10 protein-coding genes are annotated in these 22,460 nt (G+C 53.3%); 2 read left to right on the forward strand and 8 right to left on the reverse strand.

The genetic code is table 11. The annotated features are described in order from the left end of the window. Window positions 1-10: 10 nt before the first annotated feature. Window positions 11-499: a YraN family protein gene (locus IPK01_14225; GenBank protein MBK7934596.1), complete on the forward strand. Its 489-nt coding sequence runs from the start codon at window positions 11-13 to the stop codon at window positions 497-499. A 49-nt stretch (window positions 500-548) separates the two neighbouring features. Next, window positions 549-2,909 carry a S9 family peptidase gene (locus IPK01_14230; GenBank protein MBK7934597.1) on the forward strand — a complete coding sequence of 787 codons (2,361 nt, stop codon included), beginning with the start codon at window positions 549-551 and terminating at the stop codon, window positions 2,907-2,909. Window positions 2,910-2,996: 87 nt separating this feature from the next. Here the strand turns inward: IPK01_14230 and IPK01_14235 are convergent, their stop codons facing one another. The 8 genes from IPK01_14235 to IPK01_14270 all read right to left on the reverse strand — a co-directional run bounded on the left by IPK01_14235 (window position 2,997) and on the right by IPK01_14270 (window position 22,422). Continuing rightward, window positions 2,997-5,471, reverse strand: coding sequence for a TonB-dependent receptor (locus tag IPK01_14235; protein MBK7934598.1), 2,475 nt, complete (start codon window positions 5,469-5,471; stop codon window positions 2,997-2,999). 389 nt (window positions 5,472-5,860) lie between these two features. Beyond that, window positions 5,861-6,775 carry a ChaN family lipoprotein gene (locus IPK01_14240; protein ID MBK7934599.1) on the reverse strand — a complete coding sequence of 305 codons (915 nt, stop codon included), beginning with the start codon at window positions 6,773-6,775 and terminating at the stop codon, window positions 5,861-5,863. Window positions 6,776-6,793: 18 nt separating this feature from the next. After that, window positions 6,794-7,750 carry a hypothetical protein gene (locus tag IPK01_14245; GenBank protein ID MBK7934600.1) on the reverse strand — a complete coding sequence of 319 codons (957 nt, stop codon included), beginning with the start codon at window positions 7,748-7,750 and terminating at the stop codon, window positions 6,794-6,796. Between the two features lie 129 nt (window positions 7,751-7,879). Further along, window positions 7,880-8,800: a carboxypeptidase regulatory-like domain-containing protein gene (locus IPK01_14250; protein ID MBK7934601.1), complete on the reverse strand. Its 921-nt coding sequence runs from the start codon at window positions 8,798-8,800 to the stop codon at window positions 7,880-7,882. 307 nt (window positions 8,801-9,107) lie between these two features. Beyond that, a complete protein-coding gene (locus IPK01_14255) occupies window positions 9,108-12,764 on the reverse strand; it encodes a carboxypeptidase regulatory-like domain-containing protein (protein MBK7934602.1) in 3,657 nt (1,218 codons plus the stop codon). Between the two features lie 443 nt (window positions 12,765-13,207). Further along, a complete protein-coding gene (locus IPK01_14260; GenBank protein MBK7934603.1) occupies window positions 13,208-16,819 on the reverse strand; it encodes a carboxypeptidase regulatory-like domain-containing protein in 3,612 nt (1,203 codons plus the stop codon). Window positions 16,820-16,836: 17 nt separating this feature from the next. Next, window positions 16,837-17,103: a hypothetical protein gene (locus tag IPK01_14265; protein MBK7934604.1), complete on the reverse strand. Its 267-nt coding sequence runs from the start codon at window positions 17,101-17,103 to the stop codon at window positions 16,837-16,839. A gap of 756 nt (window positions 17,104-17,859) precedes the next feature. Next, window positions 17,860-22,422, reverse strand: a complete 4,563-nt coding sequence (locus IPK01_14270) for a right-handed parallel beta-helix repeat-containing protein (GenBank protein ID MBK7934605.1) — start codon at window positions 22,420-22,422, stop codon at window positions 17,860-17,862. Window positions 22,423-22,460: the final 38 nt, after the last annotated feature.

The raw sequence follows: 22,460 nt of genomic DNA on the forward strand, positions 1-22,460 counted from the left end.
TAATAATTGCATGTCCGAGAATTTGTCTATTATTTACGACGATAGTCGTGCCGCTGCAAATAGCACAACCGCTCTCGGCGAACGAGGTGAGCGATTGGCAGCTGAATATCTGACGAAGATCGGATTTCGCACGGTCATCACCAACTTTAAGGTGCCCGTCGGCCGCAACAGCAAGGGCGTTTCGGTGACCGGCGAGATCGACATCGTCGCTCTCGATGGCGATACGCTGTGCTTTATTGAGGTCAAAACTCGGCGATCGGATGAATTCACGCCCGTGATCACAGCGGTCGACCTTAAAAAACAACGGCAGATCATCAGAACGGCTAAGGTATACCGCCGAATGTTCGGGATCCGCGACATCGATTTTCGTTATGATGTCGTCACGGTATTGATGCCAAAATATGCAGAACCAACGGTCGAACTGATCAAAGGCTTTTGGATTGAAAGCAAATTTCGCAAGCAAAGTTGGAGTAATAACGCCTGGTACGATTTTGTGTGAACCATCCGCACCATAAACGCGTACTGAATCAAAGAATAATCTAAATACTATGAAAATATCGCTGATCTTATCAACGTTTGTTTTATCGCTGTTTGTGTTTTCAACGGTTGCCGCGGCGCAAATGCCGGCCCTTATCGACCGGGAGCTGATATTCGGCAATCCGGAATACGCTGGCGCCCAAATATCGCCTGACGGCAAATATATCTCGTTCGTAAAGCCTTTCAAAGGCACAATGAATGTTTGGGTCAAGGGCGTCGACGAAGCTTTTGACGCCGCCCGCCCGATGACCGCCGATCTCTCGCGGCCGGTGCGAAACTATTTTTGGTCGCGTGACGGCAGGTTCATTTTGTACGTGCAGGATAAGGGCGGCGATGAGAATTTCAACGTCTATGCCGTCAATCCCGCTGACAGGCCGGCGGCGGGCTCAGATGTTCCGACAGCTCGAAATCTCACGGACGCCAAGGGTATCCGTGCGATGATACAGGCGGTGCCTAAATCAGACCCGGATGCGATCTATGTCGGGATCAACGACCGCGACCCCGCATGGCACGACCTCTATAAGGTAAAGATCTCGACCGGTGAACGGACAAAGATCAGCGAGAATCGTGACCGATATCAGGGAATGATCTTTGACAACACTGACAAATTGCGGCTTGCCGTCCGTTCGGCCCAGAATGGCGATACCGAGATCCTTAAGGTCGCGGCAGACGGAAAAGCAACCAAGATCTACGACTGCAACGCATTCGAATCATGCGGCCCGATCAAGTTCCACAAGGATAACAAGCTCGTCTATATGCAGACGAACAAGGGCAATCTCGATCTGATCGAGCTCGTCCTAATGGATGCGGAAACGGGTGCTGTCACTAAGGTCGAAAGCGATCCGCTCGGCAAGGTCGATTTTGGCGGAGCCAATTTCTCCGAGGTGACCGACGAACTGATCGCCACCACCTACGAAGAAGACCGCGACCGCATCTATTGGAAAAACAAGAGTTACGAGAAAGATTATAACTACATCAAAAAACAGTTGGGCGACCGTGACGTCAATTTTCAATCGGCCACCAGGGACGAGACCAAGTTTATCGTTGTAACCTCAAGTGATGTCGATCCCGGCACGGTGTGGTTGTTTGACCGCAAATCCAGGAATTTGAAGACTCTCTATCAGGTCCGAGAAAAACTTGACCGCAAAGCACTCTCGCCGATGACGCCGGTCAAATACAAATCCTCAGACGGCCTCGAGATCCCGGCATATCTTACAATTCCAAAAGGCTCATCCGGCAAGAACCTGCCGGTCGTGATGTATATTCACGGCGGACCTTGGGGTCGCGATTCATGGGGATATCATTCGTATGCTCAGTTCCTGTCGAATCGCGGCTATGCCGTGCTTCAGCCAAATTTCCGTGCTTCTACAGGTTATGGCAAGAAATTCCTCAACGCCGGCAACAATCAATGGGGCGAGAAAATGCAGGACGATATCACCTGGGGCGTCAAATACCTCGTCGAACAGGGCATCGCGGATCCGAAACGCGTCGCCATAATGGGCGGCAGTTACGGCGGCTATGCGGCACTCGCGGGGGTGACCTTTACGCCTGATGTTTATGCTGCATCGGTGGCGATCGTGCCGCCGTCGAATCTGCAGACGCTGCTCGATTCGATCCCGCCGTATTGGGAAGCGATCCGCGAAACATTCTACAAACGCATGGGCGATCCGCGAACCGAGGCCGGAAAAGCCCAAATGAAACGCCAGTCGCCGCATGCCCATGCCGACAAGATAAAAACGCCGCTGATGGTAGTGCAGGGAGCCAACGATCCGCGCGTCAAACAGCGTGAATCGGACCAGATCGTCGTTGCGTTGCGGGACCGTAACTATCCCGTCGAGTACATTCTCGCTCCTGACGAAGGCCACGGCTTTGCTCGACCGGTCAACAACATGGCGATGCTCGCCGCGACCGAAAAGTTCCTCGCGAAACATATCGGCGGCCGCTACCAGGAGACAATGACGCCGGAGGTCGCAAAACGCCTCGGTGAGATCACAGTTGATCCGAAGAAAGTTGTCATCAAAGATCCGAATGCACCGGCGGCAACTCCGTCAGGGCCGGCAACGGCTGCCGCGAGCCTAAACGGCAAATGGACGCTGGTCGCTGATGCAGGCGGGCAGGTGATTTCGATCGCGGTCGAATTCAAACAGACCGGTACCGATTTTACGGGGGCTACCTATTCGCAAATGGGCAACGGCACGATCAGCGGAGGCAAGGTCACTGGCACGGATTTCACCGGAAACCTCAACGCTGATGTTCAGGGCCAGATCGTTGCGTTCGCGATTGCGGGCAGCGTCGACGGTGACAAGATTAGCGGGACTTTCTCCAACCCGGGATTTGGGTCGATACCGTTTACAGCGACGCGAGACAAGTAGCCCGCGGCTTTCATTAAGAAAAAAAAATAGACGCCCGGCGTTCCTGCCGGGCGTCTCTCTGATTGCAGATCGTACAGACTGCAGAGGTTACTTTATTGCCCAGGTCGTACCGATAGTAAACGAACGGCCTCGGGCCGGTGCATACGTAAACTGTTCACTATAAAATCGATCAAACAGATTAGAAACGCCCAGGTTAATGCTGAAGTTGTAACGCTCTTTGCGGAAATAATAACCGCCCCCGATATTATGGGTTACGTATCCGGGCTCCGGACCGTCATTGACAGGTATTAAATACCCAACGGACAACCGCTTCTGCTTGCCAACAATGCGGGCATTGTAATCGATATAATAATTCTTACCGAAATTCTGCCAGCGGAATCCAGCATTTGTTCGATACGGACTGATGAAGTCTAAAGGCTGATCTTGATCCACATCATCACCGCGCAAATAACTGAAATTGCCGTACGGGGTCAGGTAACCGAGACTGATCTTGTACGTAGTTTCGAGTTCCGCCTCAAAACCCTGGATCCGTGCGGTCCTTACATTTCTTGTTTGATAAACATCGATCGGTGCCCTCGGCGGCGGTTGTGCGATCCGGATCCCGGTAATTTGAGTCGCAAGGAAATTCTTGAAGTAGTTGTTAAAGTACGTCACCGAACCTCGCAGCCTCTTAACCTGGAATTTTGCACTTGTATCAAAATTGAGCCCGGTTTCGGGAAGTAAGGACGGATTGCCGACGAGAAATCCCTCCGCCGACGCAGCATCCGTAAAGAATCTCTCAGAAATATTCGGTGTCCGGAACGACCGGCCGATTCGGGCAGAAAGGCTCACGTTATCAGTCAACGCGAATACCACACCGATATCACCCGTGTAAGCGGCATTGGTCACCTTTAGGCCTTGATCCAAACCGGTAATGCCAAGTTGCTCGATCTGCTGCTGCGTGAGTCGCGGATCGACCGCAAAGTTCGTGGTCGGTTCGGAGGCTGTCTTAAATCGATCAAATCGAAAACCGCCGGTCAATCTCAGCCGATCAGTTACCCTAAAGTCGTCCTGTACGAAAAACGCAATATTTGACAAGCTCGCGTTTGGGACACTGCGCGTATATCGAATCGTACGGTTTGGGGAGTACGAAGTCGTCGACGACACAGTCATGCGTCGGTCCGAATTGTCGTCAAGAAAATAGCTTGTTCCGGCGATCACGTTATGCTTCCCAAATATCCAGTTTGACTGCAAGTCAAAACCGCTCGTCTTTGTGTCGGTAACTGTCTCGCTGAATTGATACAGTCCCGGGAAATAGGGCGGAACGCTTGGAACTGTCAGGATGTTCGAGAAGTTGCGGTATTGTGTTTGATAAAAGGCCTTTACCGTTACCAGCTGGAGGTATTTGTTTACCGCAGCAGTATCGTATCGGGCACTGACGCGGTCACGGTTACTAAACGGAAAGAATCCGTTGAAGACGCCGGTCATTCCGTTCACACCGGTATTTGCACCCGCAAGACCGGCCGAACCGACATTGGCGCTCCGCCGGCGTTCGTAGTTTACTTTGGCCGTATTTGTATCATTTATAAAGAAGCGAAGTGTTCCTTGGCTGTTGCTTCCATGTGATTGCGAATTCAGGATCTCGCCGTCATCAGTGATCTGAAGATCGTCAGCTCTCAATCGGGCAACATCGATCGTGCCAGGCTTTCCGGCGAGATAATTATCAAATCGATCAAGCGACTGGCTCACGCGAAAGGCAAATAGTTTGCCCGATCCGTTAACCTCGAGATTTGCCCGCCTTCCCTTCTCGTTTGAACTGTAAAATGTGTTCAATATACCGCCGAATCGAAAACCGCTTTCACGTCTTTGCGGCGTGTCGCGGGTGATTATATTGATCGTACCGGCTAAGGCGTCGGTCCCGTATAGCACTGAGCCGCTACCCCGAATGACTTCAACTGATTCGATCTGCGATGTTTCGACCAGTCCCGGCTCAATACCGGATTGCGCCGAAGTTCGGCTATTATTGAGGCGTTCGCCATCCACAAGTATCAACACACGATTGCTCTCCAGTCCTCGAATGCGGGGTCGCACCTGAAATGCACCTTCATTCGTTGTCGAAGTTCCCGGCAGACCGCGAAACAGGTCGCCTACGGTGTTGATGTTTTTTCGCTCGATCTCCTCGCGGTCAATGACCGATAACGGCACCGCGGTATCGATCGAAGCGATCTCGGTCCGTGCAGCGGTGACGCTAACCTCCGCGGCGATTATAGCCGGATAAAGTGTAAATAAAATATCCGTTCGGTTACCGTCGACCGACTCTGATTTGTTTGCAAAACCATTTGCGCGGGCAGTCACCAAGTGTTTCGCTTTCGCGAGCCCGGAAAAAGAAAAACGGCCTTCGCCGTCGGTGTTCGTCAGACGCTCTAAGCCTGTAGACTGGTTTCGTAAGACGACCACAGCTCCTGCGACCGGCATTCCCGCCGCATCCTTCACCTGCCCGCTGACCGAAACAGATTGTCCCGCCACGGCCGAAACGAATAAAATTGCTGAAATAAAAATAAGTAAGACAAATGTTCTGTACATGATAAAAACTCCGATTTCTTCCATACGACCAATTAATTGGGCCGCCGTAACCATCGTAACTAGGCTCTAATGGGAATCCCCACTTATAGTCGTTGCTAATTAGCTGATGACATTCATAAGAGCCGGTAATCGTATGCGGAAATGAGGAAATACTACAAAGCGAGTGTCCGATCATCTCCGAACCGACTATTTGCAACGGGCGTACCGCCCGTAAATGTGGGCAACTATTGGACTTCGGAAACAGAAAGTGCGGGAAAGTCCGCGTGTAGGTTAGTGTGAGTGCGAATTTTCTCAGCGTTACGAGGTCTTGATTTGTGGAGATACCAGCGCCGCGAGATGGCCGAGTTAAACGATCGGCCATCCCGCAATTGTCGTTGATGTTGGGAGTATCAGCGCTTGCTGCGAGGTTGTTTGGCGTCCGTTAGAATCACATAATCGCCGATATCGGTAAGTTTTGCCTTATCAAACGTCTGGAAATCGTCTACGTAACGCATCGTTACGACCAGGACCTTAGCTTTTGGACGATACTTTAGCAGATGCTCGACCGTTCCGAGGCGGCTCTCGGTATGGAAACCTCCGTTAAGGTGAACAACAAGGGATCTCTTGTTCGCTTTGAGATATTTCGAAACGGAATTTGCCATAGTCGCGTCCCACAGAGATTGTGAAGCAAGGATCTTGTCGATACCCATCTGAGCCTCGGGACTCGGGCCCATGAGGGCTTTGAATTTGGCGGCGTAGACGGCGGACGGTTCGGCATACGGCAACGGAGCGATCCATTCCTTCGCGGGTTTGGTCAGCGAATTGAGCGCGTCGCGGCCATTCCTCGACACCATGTTGATATAACGGCGTGGAGCATTGGCGGCGATGACGCTGAGCCGCTTTTCTTTGGCAAGTTCGACCATGGGCCGATAATCCGTCTTATAATTGCCCCAAGGCCGCGAGCTGGACATAAAATGGGCCTCGGTGATCTGTCCGCCAAGATATTCGTTTATAACGATCTGGTTGTCGCGTTCGAACATCTCGAGCGAGAGAGCAACGCGGCGTTCGGCACCATATTGTGCAACCGTTCGCTTGAATATCTCAGCCTGAACAGCATGCCCAACTGCGTCATCGTGGAGTTCGCCGAGAAAAACGACGTCCGTTTCACCGATCGCCTTGACGATCTGGTCCATCGAGACGGGATTGCCTTTGCCGTCAAAGGCATGGAATTGCTCTTCGGAATAAGGTATCTGTCCAAACGAATATCCGGCGAGGCCAACAACAAGTGCCATAACGCTAAAAATGCTCTTTATTTGAAATTCCATAATCTTGGTCGTCCAACATCACTCGCCGCAGATGATCTGAGCAGCAAGCAAGGGTAAAGTCAATTCATGATGCCCGGTGATCGCGTATCCGCGGCCGGCACCGTTCGCGGTCGGGCGGCGGACGACATTCGTCAGCGGACGGTAATGCTGGATCATGTCAAAATTGGCGGTCGTGATGTCCGATAGTTCGTGGCCGAGGTTGCGAACCACCGTCACGGCCTTGAGAAAGATCTCAGGCATCGTCACTGCCGAACCGTAATTGAGATACACGCCGCCGCCGTTCATCTCGCGGACCAGCGAGCAGAACAGCTTAAAATCCGTGTGCGATGTCGCCCCAAGTGCCGCACCGTCGCAGCTTGCGTGAAAATGCCCGATGTCGGCGCCGATCGTCAGATGAGCGGTAAACGGGATCCGTGCGGAATACGCTGAGCGGATCAACGATCTTTCGCCGTTCGGGGGCGTCAGCGACGCGACCTCCCTGCCCATTGCTTCGCCGAGGCCGATATTGTCGTCCATACCTCGTTTCGCGGCGGCATTGAGTATCTCGCCCGTCTCGCGTGCGGCTCCGAAATCCCCCTTGCCGAGAGTCGAATCGACGTCCTCGCTGGTAAAGCCGACCAACGCGATCTCGGTGTCGTGTACCAGAACCGAGCCGTTCGAAGCGATCGCCGAAACGAATCCTCGCCGCATCAGATCGATAATGATAGGCGAAAGCCCGGTCTTGACGACATGCCCGCCGATTCCCCAGATCACCGGTTTTCCGAGGTCTTTAGCACGCCGGATCGCTGCAGCAACCTCACGCAGCGATTTGACCGCCAAAATGTCGGGCAATTTGCCCAAAAAACCCGCGAGCGATTCCGCGTCGGCGACCGGCTCGGCAAAGTCGGCGACCGTCACCTTGCTCGGCCGCGAAGCCAGCTCGTACGTATTGATCTTGCTCAGATCGATCGGCTGTATTTGATCGTAAATGGACATTGGCGGTTGTCAGTGGTCAGCAGTCAGAATATCGAGATCAGTGATCAAGATACAGAATACAAAATAAAGAAGGCAGTAGCCAGAGCCGATAGCTCCGGCCACTGCCCTCATTGAAAATCCAATAGTCGGTTACTGTTCAGGGTCAGCAACAAAGTCAGCGTCGGTGACGCTGTCGGTCAGGCTAATGATCCTGCTGGGCGTCTGGAACGCATATCGTTTCGAGTTGACCGTGACGACATACGTCTCGCCGACGAGGAGGTCATCGATCGAAAAATAACCGAACGAACCTGTTCGGGCACTACGCGGCGAAGTAAGGCCGCCGCCCGTTATTGTCATGATCGCATTCTGCACGCCTCGTCCGGTCGAGGTCGTCACCCTGCCCGAGATGGCAGCAGTTGCCGAGGTCGGCGGAAGCAGGGTGACCTGTCCGTTTGTTACGTTTACCGGCACGGGCCCGGCCATCGGGCCTCCTCGAAAGAAGAAAACGGTTCCGGGTTCGAATGTGAGCGGCGAAGACCAAGGGGGAGGAGCCGCCACCACACGCTGAAATGTGACATTTAGTACCGGCCCCATGCCGTTCAGCGCATTTGCGCCAGAGACCGAGACCCTCAGCCGGCCCTCTTCGCCAATAATTACGTTGCACGTTGCGCTCTGGCCTGCGGCTGCGGATATCGTTCCCGCCGTAGAGCAGCCAAAATTCGGCCCGAAAGGATTCATCATGGCGGGATCGTAAAGAATGTTGAACTGAAATGCGATGATATTGTCGCCAGTCACACTCTGAACAGAGATCGGCACAGGAATTGTCAAAATGGCTGCCGGATGGCCCATCGTTGGTGCACTGACCTCAACCGGAAGCGTCATATTGGACGGGCCCGATATCACTTCAGAACCAAAATTTGCAGTGTTCGCCAAAATTGGCGTCGAAATAACGCTGAGAAACAAAGCCAGGACCGCTACAACACCCGCGAATCGCGAATATCGGCTGACCATCGCTTTGAGATCCGAATCGACTCGAGGACGCCTGCCCCCGCAAAATGACAAAACTGACATATACAAAACCTCCGGAAATGAGAGAACAAAGCGAACGAGAGCCCGCTTTGTCAGAAGTTCGGAATCAACCCTGCCGTTATGGGCTGCAGCATGGCGAATCCAAAATAATTTGTCACAAAACCGACGCAGTGTGCCGAATCTTCATCCAATCAGGCATGATCCCAGCAGCGACAAACGAGTCGGGCGAATAATGAATTCAATGACCATTATCCACTATTTTGCTCATTGATCACAAGCAATTTATTTTGCCGCGGCGGAGCGGAATGCCTCTTGATCTAGAGGCATTCCGCTTCGCCGGGCGATATGACTATTGTCTGGCGATCATATCCAGATCAACGGTCGTGCCTGTTACGCTTACGCTTCGTGGTTCGAAGGTAAAGCGTTTGGCCTGGACCGTCACTGTGTATGTTTCGCCTGTTGCCAGGCCGCCGAACTCATATGAGCCCAGCGAACCGGTGACAGTAGTGCGGGTCGTTCCATCGGTTGCCGTCAGGATCACCTTGGCGTTCGCTACCGGCTGTCCGAGCGCCGAGATGACACGGCCTTTGATGCCGGTATCATTCGATTCTCTCGTGACCGAAACGCGGCCGCCCTTGGCAAACACTTCGTCGCTTCCGTTATTGAACCGGAATTCGCTGATCGTGACCTGTGTGGTCGAACCCACAGCTCCGATCGTGCGGAATTTCAGATTGACGTAAACGCCGTCGCCGTTTGCCGGCAACGCACCGTATGCTGCGACCTTGAGCAGGCCGGGCTCGGGTGAGTTGGAAATGATGGTCAGGCTCTCGCTCTGTGTTCCCATCACATCCGCTGCCGTCGTTACAGGCTCGATCACTGTCGGATCGAATTCGATATCGAACTGATACGAACCGACCGATTTGCCGCCCAGATTGTCGATCCTGAACGGTACGATGATCTCACGTCCCTTCTCAGCTTCCATGCTCGTGATCGAAGGCAGCACCGAGCGTTCGGTTGGTTCCGTCAAAGCCGGACGTGATCCGACCATGTTGCTCCAACTTCCATTTACGTCTCCCATCAATAGACCGGTGAAGTTGTGCGTTTGGTTCGCTGTCACGACCCCAAGAGACTCACTCGTGTTCGTGAACTTCCACTGTCCGGTCTGATTGATCGGGCTCGGGATACCGACGATCCATTGCGAGATCAACGCAGCATCGAACGACGAAAGTGCCGGCGTCACAACTCCGCTCACCTTCGCTGCCGCGAGCTGAGTTGGATTGGTTATCGGTACGAGGCCGACGACATGCTGGACAATAGCCGTTGCGTCGTCAGCAAAGATGCCGTGAGCCGGGATAGAGGTCCCGACCGGATAAGCGGTCTTCGACGGCGTCAATGTATACGATCCAGGTCCGAAACCGTCCATCGAATACAAGCCGGCCGCATCAGTGATATCACTGACGTTCGGCGATCCCGGAGCATCAAGAAGTACTCCGCGAACAGGCAGTACGCCCGGATTATGTGCGTACGTCACCGTTCCCGACACCGTGCCCGAGATAACGGTCAAGGTTCCGGTCGTGACGGTGTTGCACTGCAGATATCCGCCGTTGAACAGCTGCGACGATGTAAACCCGGATATGGGCGAAATACCCAATGGCGAGGTCGAACCGATCGGTCCGATCACGTCGAACTCCATCGTTACCAAAGCTCCGGATCCCGTGAATCCTCCCGAATTGACAACCGAAACGATGACCGTTCCGGCCGGTGACGGGATCGGACTTGTCGGAGTACGGAACGTAATAACCGCACCGCCGCCGGCAACAGGCCCTGCCAACACAGCCGCTACCTTAGGCGTTAGTACCGCATTGTTGTAATTGAACACAAAGTCAGCCGAGATCGCTCCGCGGCCTGTCATCAGATCAGTATTGACCGGAATCGAGATTCCAACGCCCGTCAATGTATCGACGTTGTCCGTCGTAACTGCTGAACAGGTTGCGTTGTAAACCGTGATCGGAGCACTGACCGTCTGGCCGTCAACGGTTGTATCTACTCCACCGACTCCCTGAGAGGTCGCGGTAAAGGTCGTTCCCGTCACTCCAGCTGTGAATGTATTTGGTGATACTACCGTCCCGAACGTTCCGACGAACGACGCGGTCATAAAGTTCGGAATCGAACCGCCGCCCGGTGTCACATTGTCCGAGTTGGTTGTAAGCAACGATGTAATTGCGGACGTTCCGCCGACCAAGATCGGTGACGACGCCGCAGATGTGGTCAGTCTGAGCCACGGATTCGCGTCTAGCAGGCCCACCGAAGTTCCGCCAATACCGTTGGGTGTGCCAACACAACCAGATCCTCCGGCTCCTGGGCCATAATTGCAGCCCCACCAGTTGTTCTGAGCGTCGAACGCAACCGCTCGATCGTTGCGGATACCATTTCCACTAGTCGAACCGATAATGGCGTTGAACCTTGCGACATTACCAGTTCCCAATGGTCCGTTGATACTTATCCCGGTGACATTACTAACAAAACGATTACCCACGATGGTGTTGTTGTTATTGTTCGCATGAGATTGCAAACTAATGCCCGCGTTATTATTACGGATGGTATTTCCCGTAAACGTGTTTCCCCCTGACGCCAAAATAATGGAGCCCAAATTGTTCTCAACCAAATTATTTGAGAATATATGCCCGGCACTACTCCCTGCGAACATTACATTCACAAAGGTAGAACCTGTTACATAGTTGCTATCTAGAGTACTCGTAGCATCCGTGACCGCTCCGTCAACGTAGATTCCATACCGAAACCCTCTAACGCTGTTGTTATTGAAGGTAGCGTTGTCGAAACGCACCGAGAGCATCGAAGAGGAGGTTCCCGTGGCGGCTCCGAACGTATTGCCCTCCATGATGTTGTTCCGAACTACGTGGTTGCTCGCACTAGCACTCGACAAAAACAACGCGTGCTGTCCGTTAATACCTCTTGGGCGAATGGTAAAACCATCGATGCTAGATGCGTTGCCACTCAGTTCAACGGCTGCAGATGCGAGGGTCTGACCAACGATGATCGCCTCGCCAGTACCACGGCCGACTGGAATCGCGGCTGGTCCTGCGGCGACACCTGCCTTGGCTCCAAGAAGTTGTAAATTCGCCTTATTGACGTTGACGTTCTCCGGATAAGTACCCGGACAAACCTTGACGACATCTCCAGCACCGGCTGCATTGACGGCAGTCTGAATCGAGGTAAATGCCAGATCCCCCGCGTTACAGTCAGTGGCACTTGCCTGACCGTCCGTTATGTCAACGACGTGAGTAACGACCGGCTCGAAATCGTAGGTTGTATCATTTCCCGATACGCCGACAGTCAAGTTGTCAACATTGCCGTCAAAGTTATCCCATGAGCCAAAGCCGCAGCCGGAATAGAGCCTTAGTCCGCCGAGCGCGCCATTTGGAGCGATAGTTGTTCCTGGGGGCAAAGCCGCGAGGATCGTGGCAAGCGATTTCACATTCGTGCCGGGGCCGGAACCTCCAGCACCATTGTCTGTGTACCAACCACCAGAAAGAGCATTCCAGGTCTGCCATGTTCCGGTAGTTAACGTTGCTTGCGGGAAACTCGGAAAGTATGTTGCATCCTGATACGCAGGTTCGAACCAGAGGGTGTCGTCAGGAATACTGTCGCCAGTGGTGTCGATCCGTAGGTTTACTGCAATCGCTTGGCTGTCGATATATGTGGTGACATAAGTACTGTAGCTAAGTGAAGTGAGTTGACTCATCAATACACCATCAAATGCGGTATTTCGATAAATGTAGTACGCATCACCATCCGCACCGATCGCCATTCTCAGGCTACCAGCACCCGCGGGTGCCGTTGCGGGGCCGATCACGTACTGGGCACTCGATGTGTTCAACGCGCCGCAAGTTCCAGTCTGGACTGCCCAACCCTGTAGATTGGGTGGTTTAGTTACAAGTACAGTCGCGAATACGTTCGCCGCAGCGACCCCTAATGTGATCACCATAATAACGAGTAAATATCGCCCGAAGTGCCGAAGTACAGCTCTTCCCGGTCTAGATCTTTTTAATTTGTTAAAACTTTCAAACATAATTCTTCTCCTTCAACTCAGTAATACGGATCGCAGGTCGTGGGGATTCGTACTGATGGTGATCAGCACAACACGGCGAACGAAGCCAAAAAAAAGAATCCTAAGTGGTGCTGCCGACGGCCGAGCACCTCGCTTGCAAATAATCGAAACTGAAACATGTGAACTGCTGCTCACATAATTTACCAACTAACCACAAGCAAATTATTTTACCCGGGCGGAGCGGAATGCCTCTTGATCTAGAGGCATTCCTATTCCGCCGCGGCGGTATGACTATTGTCTGGCGATCATATCCAGATCAACGGTCGTGCCTGTTACGCTTACGCTTCGTGGTTCGAAGGTAAAGCGTTTGGCCTGGACCGTCACTGTGTATGTTTCGCCTGTTGCAGGCCGCCGAACTCATATGAGCCCAGCGAACCGGTGACAGTAGTGCGGGTCGTTCCATCGGTTGCCGTCAGGATCACCTTGGCGTTCGCTACCGGCTGTCCGAAAGCCGAGATGACGCGGCCTTTGATGCCGGTGTCATTCGATTCTCGAGTGACCGATACACGGCCGCCCTTGGCAAACACTTCGTCGCTTCCGTTATTGAACATGAATTCCTTGATCGTGACCTGTGTGGTCGAACCCACAGCTCCGATCGTGCGGAATTTCAGATTAACGTAAACGCCGTCGCCGCTTGCCGGCAACGCACCGTAAGCTGCGACCTTGAGCAGGCCTGCCTCAGGTGAGTTGGAAATGACGGTCAAGCCTTCGCTCTGTGTTCCCATCACATCCGCTGCCGTCGTTACAGGCTCGATCACTGTCGGATCGAATTCGATATCGAACTGATACGAACCGACCGATTTGCCGCCCAGATTGTCGATCCTGAACGGTACAATGACCTCGCGTCCCTTCTCAGCTTCCATGCTCGTGATCGAAGGCAATACCGAACGATCGGTCGGTTCCGTCAAAGCCGGACGTGACAGAGGATCGTTGTTCCAACTCTGATTAACGTCGCCCATCAATAGCGCCGTGTAATTCTGAGTTGCATTGGCGGTGTAGACCGTCGAGGGCTGGCTCGTCGGCGACAATTTCCACTGTCCGGTCTGATTGATCGGGCTCGGGATCGCGACGATCCACTGCGAGATCAACGCAGCATCGAAGGACGAAAGTGCCGGCGTCACGACTCCGCTCACCTTCGCGGCTGCGAGCTGAGTTGGGTTGGTCAGCACTTCGAGGCCAACTACGTGACGAACGATAGCCGTCGCGTCATCGGCAAAGATGCCGGTTGCCACACTGGATGTTCCGACAGGATAGGCCGTCTTCGATGCCGTGATGACATAAGCATCAGGTCCGAATCCGCTCATCGAGTAGAGGCCGCCCGCATCAGTGATATCACTGACGTTGGGTGAATTCGGAGGTGTTCCCGGAGCATCAATAAGAACTCCGCGAACAGGTATCGCCGGTCCCGCAGGAGCATTGCCGTACGTCACCTGTCCTGACACCGTACCTGAAATTACTAACAGGGTTCCGGTAGAGACAGTGTTGCACTGCAAATAGCCTCCGTTGAACAGTTGAGACGACGTAAATCCGGCGATAGGCGAAATACCCAATGGCGAGGTCGAACCGATCGGTCCGATCACGTCGAACTCCATCGTTACCAGAGCTCCGGCTCCCGTGAATCCTCCCGAATTGACAACTGAAACGATGACCGTTCCGGCAGGTGATGGGATCGGGCTTGTCGGCGTACGGTAAGTGATAACCGCACCGCCACCGGCAACAGGCCCTGCCAATACAGCCGCTACCTTAGGCGTTAGTACCGCATTGTTGTAATTGAATACAAAGTCAGCCGAGATCGCTCCGCGGCCTGTCATCAGGTCTGTATTGACCGGAATCGAGATTCCCACGTTCGTCATTGTGCTGACGTTGTCCGTTGTAACTGCTGAACAGGTTGCGTTGTAAACCGTGATCGGTGCACTGACGGTCTGACCGTCAACGGTCGTTGCCACTCCACCGACTCCCTGTGCTGTGCCGGTGAATACCGTTCCGGTGCTTCCAGACGTGAAAGTACTCGGTGACACTACCGTTCCAAACGTTCCGACGAATGTCGCCGGTGTTCCGTTCGGCACAAAACCGCCGCCCGGGGTCACGTTGTCCGAGTTGGTCGTCAACAGAGATGTGACATTGTCCGTTCCGCCAACAATGACCGAAGGCGTCGCTGCCGATGTCGTTAACACGAGCCATGGACTCGAGTCCAATATACCGGTGTTACCTGCAAATACCAGTGTGCCGTTTGGACTGGCTACACAGCCACCTGTGGCTGCTCCGCCCGGACCCGTATTGCAACCCCACCAATTGTTTTCGACGTCAATGGTTCCGTTGTTACCGGCGGCCACGCTACTGCCATACTTTATGCCAACGAAATTGCCGACGATCCGATTAAAGTTCAAACGGTTCGTTCCCATCAGGCCCACGCCCTGTGTGCCGCTTAAGAAAATGCCGGCGCGCGAATCAGGGTTCGGGAACGGGTCAGGCCCGGAGCCATTTCCAGTGAACAGGTTTCCTTTGATATCGCTGTTCTGCGCACCCCGATCTGCACCTGTATTGCCAAAGCTGGTTAGCGCTAGCCCAGCGCGAGCGTTGTTGCTGAACGTGTTTCCAGTAACCAGCACATGTTGGAGACCACCCTGAACACCGTCGAATGCATTGTTTGAGAAAGTATTGTTACTTATCTCACCAGCGTAAGTTCCAGTTGCCGGGGTTCCAAGTTTCCCGAACGAACGGGATCCGAGGTTCATACCAACGTTGTTATTATTAAAGAGGTTTCCACTGATAAGTGGGTCGCGAGTAGCACTTTCGCTGACGTTGTTGTTGCCATCGACAAATACGCCCGCTCGATTCGGATTATTGATCACGTTGTTATTGGTGATATGCAATCCATTGAAATTTTGCGGTCCGTTGAAGAACATCACTTGCGAACCGCCAGCGATACTCGATCCGTCCATGACGTTCTTGTCAATCGTTATGTCAGTTCCGCCACGATTTAGCCAAATCGCTTGTGTTGAATATCCGCTAAATCGATTATTGAGGATCTGTGAATCCGGATTTTGACCGACATCATTGTAGATAACACCTTGTGTTCCGGCACTGCCCCCTGAGAATGAGAAACCGTCAACGACAAATGTTCCACTAAACGAGAATGCAAAAGTCGCGACTGCGGGGTTCGCAGGAATTACGATCGACTCAGCAGCAGCTCGCCCTCTCGCATCCACTCCAACCTGAGCACCCTGAAGGGTTAGACTCTTGGTAATAGAGACGTTCTCAGTATAAGTACCAGCGCACACCTTAATGATATCGCCGGCTCCGGCTGCGGTTACGGCTGCCTGAATTGTCGAAAATGTCGCAAGCGGACACTGAGCAAAGTCGTCGTCGACCTCGCGGACAATTGGCGTCGCGTTGATCTGGATAGGAATCGACCCATATCCGGTCCAATTCGTATCCTCACGGAAAATACCAACTCCCCCGGTGCCGCCGTCGGTATACCAACCTGCTGTAACAGTATCCCAAAAAACTCGGTCGAGGCTCTTGTCCGTGCCGACAGAAGGAGGGCCAGGAGTGGTACCGACATTGAGCGAGTCATATGGACCTCCAACGCCAATCGGAGTATACCCGTATGTTTGGGTGTTGTATGCGATACCAACGATCACATCGTTGGGCAAAACAGCATTAAGGCTGCTCATGTCAAAAGTTAGATTGAATGCGTATCCGTTATAGCAGAGCGTGTCAGCGGCACGCCACATTGTGGGAGTCGCGCAAGTCGGATCGGCGGCTGGCCGCCAAGGCACTAACTTGGCCTGGGTCGAAGTTGCGATCAATGATCCCAGCGTATTGAGCGGAGCTCCCGGTACCGCATTGTAAATATTGATGGTGAAGGGATGCGACCAACCACCGGCTGGCATTAGCGGCCAGTCGGAATTGGGAGCCCAAGTCACCATTGTAAACGTTACGGAATTTAGCACACGATTTGTGCCTGCGAGCTGAACATAATCGCCGAATGGGCGCGTCTGCTGAGCCTGAAGGGCTGGCTCGGATAGCTCGGTGCGAGCGTAGCTGGCACCGCGTTGTAAACGACGCTCTGAGCCGTCACCGACGATGCGGTGAGGGCGAGCGTGATCGCCAATATGACAAATGTAAATCGTCCAAGATACCGGAAGATCGACCTCTCCGGGGAACGCCAACTGGAAGTCAGCGTTGTTGAAGTGTTAAGTGTTTCAAACATTCATCTTCTCCTCTTACTTTTCAAATCGAATCGCACGTCGTGGGAATAGTGCTGAAATTACACAACACCGCACGTCGAACGAAACCAAATAATAGAAATTGGCAGTGACAGGCCGTTCAAGCAAAGAATGCCCGAGAACGGCACCACCCAAAGGGTTCTATCTTTCAACCAAATCCAACGGAAACAAGATGTCTGCTATGCAGCCAACAGGCTGCAGAAGCTAAGGCACTTTGCCCCCGGTAATGAGCCCTCTCTGACCGATATGTAGGGCAGCCGATCGATCAGCGCAAAGGCCCACTAACATCTAAAACGAACGCGAATTTCACGCACGTTCGTGCACCAAAAACAAATCATAAAAACCTTTGAAATACGAAAATATTCGTTAAAATATCAAACCCTTATGATCATCGGCATTTTGGTGCCGAAATTGTGTATTTACCGTTTTCACGCAACGTTCGTGCCATTCGGACGTTTTGGCACGTTTATTGCCAAAACGCGGAAAAATGCCGGGGGTTTTCGCCCTTTCGGCCGCTAAAACTCAAAATAATGCGGGAATCCCCGCATTTAAGTGCGTACTTTTTCGCATGAACGAGCCGGCTCATCACCGGCTCTGATAAAAATATGTTCCTCATTGTTATATGAGAAAAACCGCAAAAACCTTTCAAGTTTTTTTCGATCCAACGAACTTCTTTTTTAAAAAAGCGATCTAAACAAGGCCGCGATCGCTGTCAATGACCGCGGCCTATTGCTGCGTTACTACTGCATACCGATCATGTCCAATTCGACCGCGCTGCCCGCCAGGCTGACCGTACGGGTCGTGAATGTGTAGAGTTTAGCCTGCACAAATACGGTGTACGTTTCGCCCACGGTCAACGAGCCAAACTCGAACGAGCCGTCAGCCTGAGAGACCACCGACCGGCTCTCGCCCGCCGAACTGGTCAATGTGACCAATGCCTCCGCGACCTGCCTGCCCGTGGCCGAGATCGTACGGCCCCGAATCGTCGTGTTTTCAGCCGCAGACCCGACCGACAGCCGGCCGCCGAACGAGGTCACCTCGTCGCTGCCGTCGTTAAAGCTGAAATTGCTCAACGCCAGCCGCGTGGTCGTACCATCACCGCCGATGACCGAGAATCTCAGGTTTACGTAAACACCGTCACCGCCCACCGGCATCGCACCGAAGACCACGACCTTGAGCAGTCCCGGCATAGGCGAATTGGCCGCAAAGCCAAGGCCTTCCCCGATCGTACCGGCAAGGTCCGCCGCGAGTTCGCTCGCCGAGATCACGGTCGGATCGAATTCGACATCGAACTGATAGGACGAAACCGCCCTGCCCCTCAGATTGTCGATCCTGAACGGTACGGTCACGGTCGTTCCCGGTGCCGCCGCGATATCGCCTACCGACGCACGAACGGCATCTTTTGACGCCTCGGTCGGAGCCGGCCTAGTTGGCGAAGCGACCCAGTCGCCATTGGTGTCACCCATCAAGACAGCATCGTAATCCTGATTGACCTGATCGACGATGACGTTGGTATAGGTGCGGTTCGTCGGGAAGAACTTCCACTGACCGGTCTGATTTCCCGGGAAGCTCGGCCCTGATCCGACGATCCATTGAGCGATCAATGCCGCATCGAACGATGAGACCACCGGCAGCCCGCTGACCTTTGCCGCATCGAGCTGTCGCCCGGTGAGCGTGATCAGGCCGACCACATGCTGCGCAATACGCGACGGGTCATTTGACTTGATGCCGAACGGCAGGAATGACATCGCATTAAAGTCTTGCGGTACACGCGACGGCGTGATCGTAAATACGCCGTTGCCGATGCCCGTGAGCGAGTAATCACCGAGGCCGTCCGTCGTAGTGACGCCCGGGATCGGGCCGGTCTGCGTCATCGTCACGTTTGGAACGCCGAACGAGCCGGGAGCGTTCGGTGCGATATTCGTGTTCGAATACCACACGCGTCCGCTGGTCGAACCGATGACAGGTAACGAGCCGCTAGTTTCATTTGAACAGACCAGATCGTTATTATATCGGAAATTGGTGAGCGTCAATGGAGTCGACGAACCGATCTGTCCGATGACCTTCATCATGATGAACACCAACGTTCCGCCAGAAGCGAATGGCGTCGAATCGAATAACGAAATGACCAAAGATCCGGGTGTTGCCGCATTGAAGGTCAAGATCGCTCCCGGATTGATGGTACCCGCAACGGTCGCCGGCGTGACATCCGGGATCATGACCGTGGGATCATAGTCGAAGGTGAAATCAACACCGATCACACCGGCACCCGTCAGATCCGACGTGGTTACCGGAATAGTGACCGGAACACCCGTAACAGCCGGATATGTCGTCAGCGATGTCACCACCGGTGTCGACACGGTCTCACAGACCGGCGTAGCCGTGAGTACCACATCGTTATTATTGGATCCGCCGGCATAATTGATGGTAAAGATATAGAATCCAACGGTAACGGTCGAACCCTCAGGCAATCCTGCGAAGGTACCGGTAACCGCATCCGCTCCGTCATTGTTCACGATCACGACCTGTTGTCCGAACATCGGTATATATCCGACCGACAGATTTAGATTCGCCCCGCCTAGATCTACCGTACCGGTTACATTTAGCTGGTCATGGAAAGTACCGGCAACAAGACCGTTGATCTCCATGCTGACCGTAGCACCCGAATTCAGCGTCAGATTGCCGCTGTTGATGATCCCGGGGCTGAGACCCGGGCTGACCACTGCACCTGAATTGCTGGTGCTCAACGTGCCGCCGATCGTGAAGTTGCCATTCAACGTAGCGGCTTTATTGATCAAAACGTTGCCCGGGTATGTTCCGGCCAAGGCCGTCACGGTTCCGCCGGTCGCCACCACATTGATCCCGTCCTGAATATTGCTGATCGGACCGCTTGATGACGCACTGTCCACGTTAACGGTCACATTCGAAAAATTGCCTTGGAAACCCGGAGTTCCGGGTTGTGTGTCCGTTCCGCTGTTCAGGAACGGAGAGTAATCAACGCGAGCGGATTGAGGGCCCGCGATCGTTCCGGTGGGACTTCCCGGTGCAACCGCCGATCCGCCCGGATAAGCCGCCGGGATCTGCGCGTTGTAGCCTGGCTCGAGACTGGTTGTCGTGACTCTCGTCGGGTTTGTGGTCCCAAGATAATTCCCCGACATGTTCAACACTGAAGATCCAGGAGGTTCCCGAAACTCGATCTGGCTGAACCAATTGCCGGAGATGTTGTTGTTCCTCACGACGACGCCGGTTGGATCAGGGCCGACCGGAAGTTCTTCGCGATACAAGATACCCATCGTCCAGTTGTCGGTGATGAAATTTTCCTCGATCAACGCGTTATTGTTATCAACCAGATGCACGCCGGTACGATTGAAATCGATAATATTCCGTCGAATGGTCGTATTGTGTGACGACTGGCCGACGTAGATACCATTTCGATTGCCTGTGATCTTGCTGTTTTGGATGGTAACGCCTGTGACGGCAGCAACATTTACACCCTGATTATGTGTATTCGCGGCCCACGACCCAAGCGGGACATCAGTATTGCCTGTTCGCGTGATCGTAAATCCGTCAACGGTAACATTTGGAGCAGTGATCAAGACGGTATCCGGGCCTCCCGTCGCATGCTGTCCGATTATCGTCGAAATGTCGACTCCCGCACCGACAAGCGTTAGTCCCGCCTTGTTGACATTTATGTCTTCATTGTAAGTACCCGCGCAGACACTGACCGTGGCTCCGGGTGCTGCAGCATTGATCGCAGCCTGAATTGTCATGTATGGAGCCGTCGGACACTCGGTGGTATTGTCATCAACGAGAAGAGCCGCCGGATCGAAATCGAACGTCGTCGTGCTCGTCGCCGTACCTAAGGTAAACGAATCGATGTTTTCTGTGTAGCCAAGCGGATCAGGATTTCCTACTCGAATTCCCAAATGCGAGTCGGTGACTCTCATTCTGATTCCAGGATACTGCGACAGGATCTGGCCCCAGGTCTTGGTCGAAGTTCCGGGCTCGCCGCCGCCGCCGATTCCCATCGGCCACGTTGGTCCAGAGTGGCTCCAAAGAGCGTTTCCGCCGGCAATAGCGTCCCACTCTTTCCAGTTATCTTGGGTGACACCCGAAGGAACGAAAACAAGGCGTCGCTGCCATGTATCCGATCCGTTAAAGTCGACGTTAAACACCAGGAACGAGGTGGTAGTTGGGGAACCGCCATTTCCAGCCGACGGATTATATGTCCTGAACTTCAATTCGTTGATGTCGGCCAACGGAGTGCCTGAGAATTGGTAGGTCGCCAAATTGACCCTCTGGCTCAGCCCGATCACACTTATTTGGGCGCTTCCAGAACCATAATTAGGAGTCGCGGGACCAGTAACAAACGAGCCGAGGGCGTTATTCACGGCATCATTGTCATCGTCATAGAACATCCATCCGTTGTAATTGACCGGTGTAACTTTCACTGTGCTTGACGGAATGATGTTTGCCCGCTTCGAGTTATCGATCGCGAGAAATGGGAATCCATTGGTGACGAACCACCCATATCGATTTCCCCCCACAGTCGTACCGATGATATCCGTCGGATCACTAAGTGTCCACGAACCCTTGACCGATCCAACGCTGTCCAGCAAGACCATATCCACGGCAAGGACGCCGCCGTTGTTTCTGAAGGTATGCTTGAGTGTGTACCAGCCACTTGAATCTACAAATACAGGCGATCTGCCCGGATCTCGAGGATTTCCCGGCGAATTGTTGCTGCTGCTGCACACGAACCTGTTTCCGCTGCCGTATGGCCCGCCATCACTATAAAATCCACAATTGAAAATAAAATCACGGCGATGATTACCGTCAGGCTGACTGGCAGCTGACGAAAAATCAAACCGAGTGTCATTACCAAAGCCGCCTGCCATGTTGAAATAGACATCGACCGAAGTCGTAAAACCCAAACTTGGAAATACGGAACTGTAACCTCCCCAACGAGTAAAATTCCCAGCGGATGCCTTCGCGTGGAATCCGCCGGTACGCGAGGAGATGCCGTCCGTTCCGGTAGCAACCCGCAATGGGTTTCCGCCCCAAACATTATCTATTTCAAACCCTTGGAAATACTGGCTGCTTTCACTGAGGTCAGCGGAGCCGGGTTGATCTTTGTCCGGGCGCTCAATTTCCAAGATCGACTGCGAAAAAACGGACACGGTCATCAAGATCATTGCGAGCAAGATGAGTAAGGACGTGTCTGCAATTCGTGATAAAAATGCGGGTCTTGTGCCGAAACGTTCAAAGTTTTTGATCGTGGCCGGTAGTTGATTGACTGACATGTAAACAATTCCTCCAGTGTCTGAGTAGTGTTCATTCG

It is taken from the genome of Acidobacteriota bacterium (assembly GCA_016713675.1).
In the GTDB taxonomy this organism is placed as follows: domain Bacteria; phylum Acidobacteriota; class Blastocatellia; order Pyrinomonadales; family Pyrinomonadaceae; genus OLB17.